The organism is Cupriavidus sp. Agwp_2, assembly GCF_040784895.1.
Lineage (GTDB): Bacteria > Pseudomonadota > Gammaproteobacteria > Burkholderiales > Burkholderiaceae > Cupriavidus.
In genome coordinates this window covers 734,364-746,874 of the sequence record NZ_CP088085.1, presented here as the reverse complement: position 1 = coordinate 746,874, position 12,511 = coordinate 734,364, and the positions used below count along the sequence as shown (strand labels likewise).

Below are 12,511 nucleotides of genomic sequence, written 5' to 3'. Positions count from 1 at the left end.
GGTAGCGCTTGCGGTGACGAGCGACGCGTTCGGAGTCGCGGCGGTCAGCGTGACACGTCCTTTGGGGCCGCGAAGTGGGTGAGGCGCACCCGCCGGCCGCTGAGCCTAAAAGATAAATGTGACCCCAACGCCGTATGTAAGTTGCGACGTCCGGCTACGGAAACTGCCCCCTTTCGTGTAAAAGTTTTCGCTGGACCGGTCATAACGAATCTCAGGCCGAACCATCATGATGTTGGAACGGGGCAGGGTAAGTTTCGTGTTCCACGTCAGCGTATAACCTCGCAGCTTCTGCGAGACGCCTGTCGTGAACCCGTCTGGATCTCGGTACTCTTCGATGCGAAGCGCTGGCTCAAACATGTCATTGATCTTGTACCTGGCGTAGAGCGTCATCCCCTGCCAGCGTGCGTCCGAAATGTTTGCAGGCGGCACCCGCTGTTCCGTACCGCGGTCGTAGTTCAGCATGAACGTCAACCGGTCAAAGAGCGGGCCGATGATGACCTGCGCATCGAACAGCCTTCGCTTGTTCGAGTTGTTGTTGTTCTGCTCGGGGCCTTCCAGGTAATTGGCAACGACTGATAGCCATGGTAGCGGCGTCCAGCCCACGCTCGGGCCCCAGGTCTTACCGGAGTTGTTGTCTCGCACCACATTCCAGCCTTGCAGAACATAGAGTTCCGTGTACAAGGTGTCGCTCCAGGCATAGTTGAAACGCGCGCCGGTGTCCTGGAATGGAATACCGTACGTATAGAAGAAGGTATGCGAATAGTTCCAATTCTTGGCAGTCTCGATGGTTTCGGCGCCGATATGGGTGACCAGCTTGCCGACGTCGATGCGCAGGCCCTTCCCGACCGGCACTATGTAGCTTAACGAGGCATGCTGGATGTTCCGGCTTGGGCCGTTGATCACGCTTTGCGAGGCATCCGGCCCAATTGCCCCGCGAATGGTGTCGTTGATGATGTTCTGGGATTCGCCGACCGCAAGATCAAGCTTGAATCCGAAGCCGCCGAACTCGGGGATTTTTTCGATCTCGATTTCCGCCAGAGATAACTTGGCACGGGAACGCTGAACGTCGAAGGTACGGCCTTCGATGCTCACGTTCTGTCCTTTTACAACCGAGGCGCTCTGGTTTGCATTGACCGTGGCACGATCGGGACGATTGTGGTTTGCTACGTAGTAGCCATCGATCCATCCCCGGAACTTCACACCGGAGAGCCAGCTTTGTCCAGTGATGGCGCCCAAGTCTTTCGCGTCGCTTGGCATCCAGATGCTCGCGACTGGCCAGGATGGCGTTGTCGGCGCGGAGGGCTTTTCCGCGGTCTCAGGGCTCTGAGCATAGGCCGGCGCCATATTGACAAGCGTCGGCAGCAGGAGTAAAGCGCTCAGCGTTTTCATGGCGGTCGATCCTCATGCGCGTAGCGTGTCGGCATGGGCAGCCGACTGGGGGCGTGCAACCGATTCTTGCTGCGCCAAAAGAGCCACCACCGCCAATGTTTAGAACAATAGACCATTAAGGGACTGCTCCGGGCGTTTGCCCGGCAAGCTCAGAACCAGATTCGCACGCCGGCGACGATTTGCTTGTCGGTGGTCCGCTCACCGGCAGTTCGCGCCAGGTCTGCGGTATTGCCCAACTTCTTGCCCTAAACCACGCCGATGTAGAGGGCGAACTGCCGTCGGATTTCATAGCGCAGGCGCAACCCGATCTTCAGGTCCGACAGGCCGCTACCGATGCCGCGCGCCTCGTCAGTCTTGCTGTAGGCATTCGCCTCGAAGTCCGGCGTCAGAAGCAGGCGTTGCGTGAAACGGATGTCGTAGGTCGCGCGCAACCGGGCCGCAGCGCGTCCGGAGGCGCCCACGTAAGCCGTGGCTTCTTTGTCGAACCAGTATGGTGCGAGGCTTTGTACGCCAAAGGCCCCTCACGTCCGCGCCGGGCCATTGCCAAGGATGTGACGCAGCTGTCCTGCTGCGCGGGTTGAGCGCCGGGTGGGTCGCGGGCATCTGGCGGGGCGCTTCCGCCTTGCATGTTCATGTCGCCGTGGTCCATGCCCTGCATCGAGCCGTGATCCATGCCTTCCATACCGCCCGCTTTGCCCGTGGATTTCGGTTGCGAGGTGGCCTTGGCTTCTTCCGTTGCACCAGACGACGTGGACTCGGCCTGGCGGTCTGTCGTGTGGGAGTGCTGCGCCCATGCGACGCTCATGCCTGCGGAAGCGAGCACGGCGGCGACAAATGGAATGAACGCCCCCACCTACCAGATGTGGGACTCTGAAAAGAGAGGATCCTCACATTCCGACGAACATCAAAGTGCCAAAATGAGGAAGATCATTGAGTTCTTCACTGGCTAACCGGAGGGTTCGAAATGAAGTGTACGACGGTCGGGGTGGACATCGCCAAGAATGTCTTCCAGCTTCACTGGGTGGATACTGACACAGGTGAAATCGTAAACAAGCAACTGAAGCGCGCCGTGTTCCTCGAGCATTTTGCGAATCGCGAACCCTGTCTGATTGGTATGGAGGCCTGTGGCGGTGCCCAGCACTGGGCACGGCGATTGATCGAGATGGGCCATCAGGTCAAGCTGATGCCGGCGAAGTTCGTCAAGGCTTTCGTGATCGGCAACAAGAATGACCCGGCCGATGCGCGTGCGATCTGGATGGCCACACAGATGCCCAGCAAGGCCGTCGCAGTGAAGACCGAAGCGCAGCAGGCCGTACTAGCGCTGCATCGGTTGCGGCAACAGAAGATCAAGTTCCGAACGATGCAGATGAACAGTCTGCGGGGGTTACTAACCGAATACGGCGAGGTGATGGCCAAGAGCCGCGCCGCGCTGGACAAGGCGATCCCCGGGGTGCTGGCAAGGCTCGCGGAGCGTCTGCCAGCGATGCTGATCGAATCGTTACGCGAGCTATGGAATGACCTTGAGCGGCTCGACAAGCAAATTGCCGAGATTGAACGGCGTTTGCTAACGTGGATGAAAGAAGACAAGGCGTGCAAGGCAATTGCCGCGATCCCGGGCGTTGGCTTGCTGACAGCGACGGCCACTGTCGCGAGCATGGGTGACGCGAAGGCGTTCAAGTCCGGGCGCGAGTTTGCCGCCTGGCTCGGTCTCGTACCCAAGCAGATCGGCACCGGCGGGAAAATCCAGCTACTGGGAATTAGCCGGCGCGGCGACACGTATGTGCGCACGCTCCTGATCCACGGCGCGCGCAGCGTGCTCTTTCACGCGAAGCATGCCGGAACGTGGGCCGAGCAAATACAGAAACGACGACCGTCGAACGTGGTCACCGTAGCACTTGCTAACAAGATGGCTCGAACCATCTGGGCAGTCCTCGCGCATGACAGGCCATACAAGCAGGATCACGTGAGCACACGACCGGCTTGACTCGAAAATAGTGCTGAGGAGATCCGCGAAGATTACAGGATGACGTCGAAAGGTTGCGTTGGCAATCGAGTGTGATGACAAGACAGGTCGGACCGGGATTCGCTAAACCTGAAGAATAGTTAGAGCGTTCAGCTCGCGCGACAAATTAGGAGCGAATCAGCGGATTTCATCGGGGCCCGCAGCATATGCTGCAGAAAGGCCGCATATAAAGCTGCAACCTATCCTGTCGAATCAAAACACAAGAAAACCTAGCGCATCGGGGGCGTTCATATAAACTGTTCTTGTGTGCTTGTACATGGCGTATGCGTATTCAGTTAGATGTCAGGCCACCACCACTTCGCGGAACATCCCCGCATCCATGTGCAGCAGCAGGTGGCAATGCCATGCCCAGCGGCCCAGGGCATCCGCCGTGACCAGGAAACTGATGCGCTGTGCGGGCTGTACCGTAATCGTGTGCCGCCGCGCCTGGAACGTGCCGTCCGGAGCCTCCAGCTCGCTCCACATCCCGTGCATATGCATGGGGTGTGTCATCATCGTGTCGTTGTGCAGGATGACGCGCAACCGTTCGCCATGCTTGAAATGGACTGGCGTCGATTTCCCGAACTCCACGCCATCGAAAGACCAGGTATAGCGCTCCATATTGCCGGTCAGGTGCAGCTCCACCTCACGTCCGGGGCCGCGTGCATCCAGCGGCCCGCCGATGGTGTGCTGGTCGGCCAGCGTAAGTACCTTGCGGGCGTTGTTGCGCAGGCCGATGCCGGGGTCGTCCAGGTTGGTCCGGGCCATGTCCACGCGCATATCCGTGCTGGCGCCGTACTCGGTCTTCGCATGTCGAGCCTTGGTGCTTGGAACCTTGAACGAATCGCCCGCGCCCATGCCGGCCATGGTGTGCTGGCTGTGGTCCATCGGCATCGCACCATGGTTCATGCCAGACATAGCCATGCCGCCGTGGCTCATCGTGCCGCGGTCCATGCCTTGCATGGCCATCCCTCCATGGTTCATACCTTGCATGTTCATGCCGCCATGGTCTATGCCGCCCATCATGTCCGCCATGGTCAGCCACTCGGGCTTGTCGACCGCCGGCACCGGTGCGCTCAGGCCCTCGCGGACGGCCAGCGTGCCGCGGGCGTAGCCCGTCCTGTCCATGGCCTGGGAGAAGATGGTGTAGGCGTCGTCGTGAGGCTCCACCACCACGTCGCAGGTTTCGCCAGGGCCGAAACGGAACTCGTCTACTGTGGTTGGCTCGAGATCCTGTCCGTCGACTTGCACCACCTTGAGCTTCAGACCGGGAATGCGCACGTCATAGAACGTGTTCCCGGCCCCGTTGATAAAACGCATTCGGACCTTCTCACCGGGCTTGAACAGGCCAGTCCAGTTGCCGGCCGGCGTGACGCCGTTGGTGAGATTGGTCAGCGTTGCGCCCGAGAGGTCCGCGAGGTCCGTCGGATTCATGCGCATCTCGTTCCACATCCTGCGCTTGGCGAGTGCGCTCTTCATCCCCTCGTTGGAAACGTCGCGGAAGAAGTCGATGACCGTCGGCTGGTTGTAGTTGTAGTAATCGCTCTGGACTTTCAGCTTTGACAGGACCCGCATGGGATCCTCATCGGTCCAGTCGGAGAGCAATACCGTGTAGTCCCGGTCGGCCTGGATCGCATCCCTGCCCGAGGCTGGATCGATGGTGATGCCGCCGTACACGCCCGTCATCGCCTGGAAGCCGGAGTGCGAGTGGTACCAATAGCTGCCGGTCTGGGTGACCTCGAAGCGATAGGTGAAGGTCTCGCCGGGGGCGATGCCAGAAAAGCTAATGCCCGGCACGCCATCCATCTGGAATGGCAGGATGATTCCGTGCCAATGGATCGAAGTGGGCTCGCGCAGGCGGTTCGTCACCCGAATGGTGACAGTGTCGCCTTCGCGCCAGCGCAGCGTGGGGCCGGGCAGCATGCCGTTGATGGTGGTTGCAACGCCCGGCTTGCCGGTGAAATTGACGGCCGATTCGGCGATCACCAGGTCAAACTCGGTACCGCGCAGGACAGGGGCGGTGCCGTATCCGGCACGTCGAGGTGCATCTGACTGCGCCCACGCGCTGCCTCCCAGTCCGGCCAATCCCGCCATTACGCCGCCTGCCGCCAGGCCTTGCACGAAACGGCGGCGTGGAAGGTTGGGCAGACCAATGCCAGACGGTCGATCGCGTCGCATGAAATTAGTCCTTGTTTTGCTGGAGTGGCCGCGTCGAAGAGCGGCATGCATAGAGTAACGAGGAGCAGGCTACCGCTCACTTACCCCAACATTACATTCTGGCAAGGTGCAGGTCACTTACGCAGCGTCTGGTTAGACTACCCCCAGGAAGAGCATAGCTTGTACACCTTGCTCGCAGCGCAAATATCGGGGAAGCTGCTGATGGTAGAGGACGAATCGAAGACAAGCGAGTACCTTCGCCAGGGGTTGACCGAGGCGAGCTTCGTCGTCGATCTGGCCGCCAATGGGCTCGACGGCCAGCACCTGGCAATGAATGAGTCCTACGAACTCATCATTCTCGACGTGATGCTACCGGGATGTCGATGGCTGGCGCATTCTACAGACCATCCGGGCCGCCCGGTCTTGTTCCTGACGGCCCGCGACAGTGTTGCCGACCGGGTCAAGGGCCTTGAACTTGGCGCCGACGACTACCTGGTCAAGCCGTTTGCATTTTCAGAGTTGCTGGCCCGGGTGCGAACATTGTTGCGTCGGGGTACCGTGCAACTCGCAATCGACCGCATCCAGGTGGGTGACTTGGTTCTGGACCTGGCACGGCGCCGGGCTTCGCGCGCTGGCCGCCCCTGACCGGCAAGGAATTCGCGTTACTGGAACTGCTGGCGCGCCGCCGTGGCGAGGTCTTGCCCCGGTCCTTGATTGCCTCCCAGGTCTGGGACATGAATTTCGACAGCGACAGCAATGTCATTGACGTCGCCATTCGCCGCCTGCGGGCGAGGATCGATGACGATTTCGAGCCGAAGCTCATCCAGACCGTCCGCGGCATGGGTTACGTACTGGAAACACCGGAGGGCCAGGAATGAGGCAGCGTCTGTCGCTGACGATGCGGTTGACGATTCTGTTCTCGCTGTCATCCGCGGTGGTGTTGCTGGGTCTCGGTGTATTGATCTGGCTCGCGATGGACCGCCATTTTGCCAATGAGGACTATGTGGTCTTGGGTGACAACGTTCGCCTGATACAGAAGATTGCCGGGGAACAACCTGTCGAAGGCCTTCCGGCCCGTTTAAGGGAAATGGGGGAGCACCATCCGGGATTCGTGGCGTATATCCAGACCGCTGAGGGTCACGCCGTGTATGCGACCGGTGGCTTTGATTTCGGTACGGCGTTCAAGGCGCTCGCCCGGCTCCGGCCAGACGAGAACACATTTTTCTGGGAGCAGAACGGCCAGGAGTACCGGGGGATGCGCGCACTGGCCAGCATTGCCGATGAGAAAGGGGGACCCTTGACCCTTGTGGTCGGCATGGACACGGAGATTCATGCCCATTTCATGCACGCCTTCCGCCAGTCCCTGGCGTTCTATATCGCTCTGGCCGCAGTCGCGAGCGGCCTGTTCGGGTGGTGGGCCGCACGGCGCGGCCTCGCGCCGTTGCGGATGATGGCCTCACGCGCGAGGGACGTCAATGCACACAGGCTGGATGCGCGCATGCCCGTGGAGTCCGTGCCGGTGGAAATGGCGGATCTCGCGGTAACTCTGAATGCCATGCTCGAGCGCCTGCAGGACGATTTTCGACGGCTCTCGGAGTTTTCGTCCGATCTCGCGCATGAGCTGCGCACGCCGATCACGAACCTGATGACCCAGACGCATGTCGTCCTGTCCCAGCCACGCGACGCAGCAAAATATCGTGACGTGCTTGCCTCCAATGCCGAGGAGCTACAGCGCCTTGGCCGCATGGTCTCCGACATGCTTTATCTCGCAAAAGTGGAGCACGGCATCACGCTGCCCAGCCAGGAAACCATTAATGTCACTGACGAGGTGCGAGCGCTGTTCGAATTCTATGACGCCCTTGCCGAAGACAAAGGTGTACATCTGCAACTTCATGGCCAGGCAAGGATTGTGGGCGACCGCTTGATGTTGCGCAGGGCACTTAGCAACCTGCTTTCGAACGCGCTGCGGTACACCCCCAAAGGCAAGGGGATTCTGGTCGAGGCCCGGGAGCAGCCCGGCATTGCAACCATCGTCGTGGAAAACGAGGGCGTGGAGATCAGCCCGGAACTGTTGCCGTCCATTTTTGACCGGTTTTTCCGCGCGGACAAGTCCAGGACCCGTGCAGAGTCCGACAGCGTGGGCCTGGGCCTGTCTATTACGCAGGCGATCATGGCCGCGCACGGCGGAAAGATTTCCGCCGAGTCGTCAGCAGGCAAGACCCGCTTCATTCTGACATTTCCGCGGCTGGCCAGGTGACCGGGGTTTTGCCGCAGGTTTCGCAAGCGCTGCGGTCGCTGGCGCCGCACATGCCTCCCGTGACAACTGCAATCTGCTTGGTCATGATTATCTCGCCTCCTCAGGATTTCCCATGGTCGCTCCTTCTCGATGACACCACGCCCACCACTTGCGCCAAGCGCAGTCGACTGGGGCCGGGGCGAGCGGTCCGAAAGACAAGGTACTCATTCAACAGCATCGCCCTGGCGACGCTGCAGCTGACATCGCACACTATCGCTTGGCGGCACGCGAAGCCTGGGCAGTTGCTTGCTGCGCCGCGTTCGATGCCGCGTTGGCGGCTATGTTCAGATTGCTCTCGGCGACCTCAACCGCGCGCGTGGCAGTTTGCTGCATCGTTTCGAACAGGCCGGTGGTGGCGGCCAGCGCCGATTTCCAGGCGGCCGTGGCGGCCTCCGAACCAGCGGGTGCGCTCTTCGTGGCGCCGTCGATGAACTCCTGCATCATGCGCTTGTTCTCTGCGTACTGGGCTTCGGCAACCTTCGCAAAGTCGGCCCGTGTCGCCTCGGCGATATCGAACAATTGACGTCCGTACGCCTGCGCTTTCTCGGCCATCGGCGGCAGCAGGCTGGCCTGCAGCTCCAACAACTCCCCTGGATCCTTGGCGGCGAATGTTTTTCGCGCATTGTCCTGGGCTTCCGCCAGCGTCGATTTCATCGTCTGCAAGTTCAGTTCCGCGACCTTCTGGAGACCGTCGAGGGTTTTGCTGGTGAGCCCGGCCAGGATGTCGAGGCCGGCGGCCTGCACCGCCGCAAACTGTTCGGGGGATGACATAGGCATGATGAAGCTCCTGAAAATGGACCCCTGGCGTCGTCGCGGCAGCGCTGCCGATGGGACGACAAGGTCGTTGGGACTCGATCAAAGTGGGCCGGCTACGGGCGAGACGAACTCATCCGGGATGCGCGTGCAACTGCTGCGCATACCTGGCGAGCCGACGCGTGCAGCCGACGGAACTACCAAAAGCAGGGAGGCGGTACGATGCGGGCGGGGCAGTGCCTTAGTGGCGCAGCCCGACAGCTTTCAGAATGGCGTGCCCAAGCTGTGTGAGGCGGGGGCATGCCTGGCCGGAAGGACGTTCTTCTAGCGCCACGAACTCGTGCTCCAGCAGCGTGTCGAGATCCGCGGGGTCCAACTCCAGCGGATCCTGAGTACCCTTGACCAGGATGAGCGTGGCGATTTCGTGATGACTCAGCATGGGTGTCTCCTCCGTTTTTTTATATGTTTGCTGGGTATGTGGAACGACAACCGCTGCGCCGGCGTCGTAGCCCACGCGGCGGCTACTGCGACCTCGGGGGCAAGGTCTCAGTACCGAGGTCACAGCATAGAGCGATTGCCCATACCATGCCTTGGAAAGGCCCATCGTACGGGCGCCGCATCGGCATTCTCAATATATGCCATGTAACAATTTGTGTAATGACTTTCTCAACGCACCTCGCTGCCAAGCATGCCCCTCTCGCGAGAAAACGCCGAGCGGGGATTCGCCAGGCGTTGTTTATATTTCTGCTTGAACATTTGGGGGAGCCCGTCGCCGCCATGCGGCCCGGCGCTGCGTCACGTCGCAAGCCAAGGTCATGGAAGCACAGGACATGGCGGGCCCTTCTTTCTTGAGGATTCGTGCAATGCCGACGGGGACTGTCAAGTGGTTCAACAAGGAAAAGGGCCTTGGCTTCATCCGGCCGGATGATGGCGGCGGGGATTTGTTCGCTCACTTCTCGCAGATTCGTGCAGAGGGCGTGAATTCGCTGCAGGAGCACCAGAAGGTGAGCTTCGCCCCAAGGGCAAGCAGGCCGCCAACATCCGGCTAATGTAACGCGCTTGAAGCCCCGCCGCGCGACGTTGCCGGCTTTCCGCGCTGGCTGTCGTGACAATCAGGCAGGTGCAGATCACAGCGATTGTTTCACTTCTGAAACCTGGAGCGCGCCAGCCGTAGAGAGGCACGCTCCCATCCTATCGGTCCGCAGTGAGGGGCAGGGCGGCAGGCGCGGCTACGGCAGCAGATCAAAGCGTCGCGCTGGCGAAGGCGGCCCAAGCCAACTCAGCGCCCCTAATCCACAGCACGTACAGCAAGCCCAGCACAAGCAGGCACGCGCCGAGCAACAGGTAGTAGCGTACGCTATGGAGCGGTTGCTCGGCGTTAGTGGGGTAGTGGAAGAAAACTCACCAATAGCGTCGAGCCCTCGTGCATCGCTACTGCGGGTCCAATGCCCAGGCCAAGGATCGTCGCAGGCACGAGGAAGGCAACGACGCCAGACTAATAAATACATTCTGGAGAATAATCGCGCGGGTGTGCCGGCTCAGCGCGAGCGCGAAGGGCAGATGCCGCAGGTCGTCAGCCATGAGTGCAACATCCGCCGTTTCCAGTGCCACGTCGGATCCGGCCGCCCCCATTATGCCAACCGTGGCGTTTGCCATGGCTGGAGCGTCCTTCACGCCGTCGCCTACCATGGCCACCGCCTCGCGACGAAGCTTCTTGATCGCCTCAACCTTGTCCTCAGGCATCAGGTCGCCCCAGGCTTCGTCGAGCCCAACGTCCTTGGCAATGGCGTCAGCAACCTTCTGGTTGTCGCTTGATCATACGCGTGACGCCAAGGGCATGCGGCCGTTTGAGCGCGCCGCGCGCGGCTGCGCGTGGTGTATCCATGAGGCCGATGGCCCCGAGATCCTTTTGGCCGCGCCGGACGAGCAGCCGTGCGGTGACGCCGCGTCCCGTCAGGCACCGGAGATCGACAGCCTCGGGAAGGCTGCCCTCACCCAGCCGCTCGCGCCCGTCGCGCGCAATCGCCGCGGCAAGCGGATGATCGCTTAGCGATTTCTACGGCAACCGCTACCCTGAGCAGTTCGTCCTCGGTGCACCTTCAGCCGGCACTATGTCGGTGATGTGCGGACGGCCCTCCGTCAGCGCTCCTGTCTTGTCAAACGCGATCGCATTCAGTGAGCCCAGATTTCCAGCGGTGCCCCACCTTTGACCAGCACAGCGCCGCGCGCCGCGCGCTACGCCCGAAAGCACGGTGCTCGGAGTGGCGATGGCCAAGGCGCAGGGGCTGGCTGCGACCTGCCATGGCTCGGTAGAAACTTTCACTGAATGGCTCGTCAATCACCAGCCCGGCGAACAGCAGCAGTACGGCAAGGCTCAGCACCATCGGCACGAATTTGCGCTCAAACCTCTCGGTGAAGCGCTGCGTAGGTGATTGCTGAGTCTGTGCCTCGCTGACCATTTGACAACCTTCGCTAGCGCGGTCTCGCCGGACAGGCGTGTCACCTCTACCTCGAGGGCGCCGGCGCCGTTGATAGTTCCGGCGAAGACGCGTGATTCGGTGCCGACCGCACCAGGCTTGGCCCGCGCGGCCGCCACGTCCGAAACGGGACGCTTGTCGACCGGGATGCCTTCTCGGTGACTGGGGGCTGGTTGATTGCCGAAGTGCCCATCACGAGGAATCCGTCGGCCGGCGTTCGTTGGGACGGACATTGACCACATCGCCGTTCCCGCTGGCCACCATGATCGACATTGGGGTGGCAAGCCCCAGCGCGCAGGGACAGGCAATGATCAGCACCGCCACCATATTGACCAAGCCAAAGACCCAGCCCAGGCGAAGAGGTGAGCAAGGCGATGGCCGCGACCACCACCACGAACACGCCGGCCACCCGGTCTGCCATTCGCGGCGCCTTGGAGAACGCTGCGCCTGGACCACCATCTGCACGATCTGCGACAGCACCGTCTGGGCGCCAACCCTTTCCGAGCGCATCACCACGCTGACCGAGGTGTTGATGGTGGCGCCGATCATATGATCGCCGACGCGCTTGGAAACGGGCAAAGGCTCACCGGTGATCTTCGATTCATCGTTGGCGCTTGCTCCTTCGGTCAGGACGCCATCGGTGGGTACTTTCTCGCCCGGGCGAATCCGCAGCAGATACTGATGGGCGCAGAGGTGGGCGAAGTGGGACGATCTCCCTCGGCCTCCTGACCCAGTGGAATCAACGGCATTCATCAGCGCCACTCATTACAAAGATGTAATGTTTACGCAATAGCGTAGCAAGAGCTCGGACGGCATGCTAGCTGCATATGCTTTAGTCTTCAAGAGGTGGCGCCGATTCACGGGGACCGAAATGAAATTGGTCTGGGTAGTCGCGTTGGCGGCGTTGGGGTCTGTTGCGTGCGTGCCATTTGTGCAGCCGCAGGAGGGCCCGCGTGCGCGGGTTCGAATATCCGCTGAAGGGTTGGCGTCCGATGCAACGTATGCCGGTGTCGATATCGGTTATGAGCCCAGTTGTAGAACGCTATCACGCTTCCAGCTGGTTCCCGTTTCTGAGGGGGCTTCGGCCAACGTCGATCGGCTTGCCGGATCTTCTGCATCAGCTTCTGCGTTCGCACTTGGCATCGACGGCTCGACAAGCATGGTGCCGAAGGCCTTTGCTAGGGAGGTGTGGGTTGAAGCGGGACGGAAAGTAAGAATCAGCGTCTACGCATCCCATCTGCCATGGCAACTCTACCGTACCGTCGTTTTCGTTCCATCCGACGGTGAGGACTACGAGCTCCGCTTGACCAGACGCACGCTAAAACTCACCCGCCACAACCACGAGGACGTCAGCGCGGCGACCACACCTATCCCAACAGCGCGTTCACGTTGCCAGCCCACAATGGCTGAGACGCCCCAACCTCGAGCCCGACCCTT

The 12,511-nt window shown here is 60.9% G+C and carries 8 protein-coding genes and 3 pseudogenes; 5 read left to right on the top strand and 6 right to left on the bottom strand.

Going from position 1 to position 12,511, the window contains the following annotated elements; genetic code table 11:
- Positions 1-105: 105 nt before the first annotated feature.
- Both LPA45_RS33725 and LPA45_RS34315 read right to left on the bottom strand, forming a co-directional pair.
- A complete protein-coding gene (locus LPA45_RS33725) occupies positions 106-1,389 on the bottom strand; it encodes an outer membrane beta-barrel protein (RefSeq protein WP_367395230.1) in 1,284 nt (427 codons plus the stop codon).
- Positions 1,390-1,538: 149 nt separating this feature from the next.
- A pseudogene (locus LPA45_RS34315) lies at positions 1,539-2,194 on the bottom strand (copper resistance protein B).
- A 159-nt stretch (positions 2,195-2,353) separates the two neighbouring features.
- Here LPA45_RS34315 and LPA45_RS33715 point away from each other — a divergent pair.
- Positions 2,354-3,373, top strand: a complete 1,020-nt coding sequence (locus tag LPA45_RS33715) for an IS110 family transposase (RefSeq protein WP_367395183.1) — start codon at positions 2,354-2,356, stop codon at positions 3,371-3,373.
- Positions 3,374-3,694: 321 nt separating this feature from the next.
- Here the strand turns inward: LPA45_RS33715 and LPA45_RS33710 are convergent, their stop codons facing one another.
- A complete protein-coding gene (locus LPA45_RS33710; RefSeq protein ID WP_367395229.1) occupies positions 3,695-5,569 on the bottom strand; it encodes a copper resistance system multicopper oxidase in 1,875 nt (624 codons plus the stop codon).
- Positions 5,570-5,728: 159 nt separating this feature from the next.
- Here LPA45_RS33710 and LPA45_RS33705 point away from each other — a divergent pair, with 159 nt between their 5' ends.
- The 3 genes from LPA45_RS33705 to LPA45_RS33695 are packed head-to-tail and all read left to right on the top strand — an operon-like array spanning position 5,729 to position 7,805.
- A complete protein-coding gene (locus LPA45_RS33705; protein WP_367395228.1) occupies positions 5,729-6,193 on the top strand; it encodes a response regulator in 465 nt (154 codons plus the stop codon).
- A 53-nt stretch (positions 6,194-6,246) separates the two neighbouring features.
- Complete coding sequence (locus LPA45_RS33700; RefSeq protein WP_367395227.1) at positions 6,247-6,426, top strand: winged helix-turn-helix domain-containing protein; 180 nt, start codon at positions 6,247-6,249, stop codon at positions 6,424-6,426.
- Complete coding sequence (locus LPA45_RS33695) at positions 6,423-7,805, top strand: heavy metal sensor histidine kinase (protein WP_367395226.1); 1,383 nt, start codon at positions 6,423-6,425, stop codon at positions 7,803-7,805. The genes LPA45_RS33700 and LPA45_RS33695 overlap by 4 nt, the downstream gene beginning before the upstream one ends.
- A gap of 249 nt (positions 7,806-8,054) precedes the next feature.
- On the opposite strand, the gene phaP is transcribed toward LPA45_RS33695, so the two are convergent.
- Both phaP and LPA45_RS33685 read right to left on the bottom strand, forming a co-directional pair.
- The gene (phaP, locus tag LPA45_RS33690) at positions 8,055-8,621 is read right to left on the bottom strand and encodes a TIGR01841 family phasin (protein WP_367395225.1); all 567 of its coding nucleotides are present in this window, start codon (positions 8,619-8,621) and stop codon (positions 8,055-8,057) included.
- Positions 8,622-8,838: 217 nt separating this feature from the next.
- Positions 8,839-9,036 carry a hypothetical protein gene (locus LPA45_RS33685; protein ID WP_367395224.1) on the bottom strand — a complete coding sequence of 66 codons (198 nt, stop codon included), beginning with the start codon at positions 9,034-9,036 and terminating at the stop codon, positions 8,839-8,841.
- A gap of 424 nt (positions 9,037-9,460) precedes the next feature.
- On the opposite strand from LPA45_RS33685, the pseudogene LPA45_RS33680 reads away from it, so the two are divergent.
- Positions 9,461-9,651: pseudogene (locus LPA45_RS33680) on the top strand (cold-shock protein).
- 324 nt (positions 9,652-9,975) lie between these two features.
- On the opposite strand, the pseudogene cadA reads toward LPA45_RS33680, so the two are convergent.
- A pseudogene (cadA, locus tag LPA45_RS33675) lies at positions 9,976-11,746 on the bottom strand (cadmium family heavy metal-translocating P-type ATPase); the annotation flags it as partial.
- Positions 11,747-12,511 lie beyond the last annotated feature (765 nt).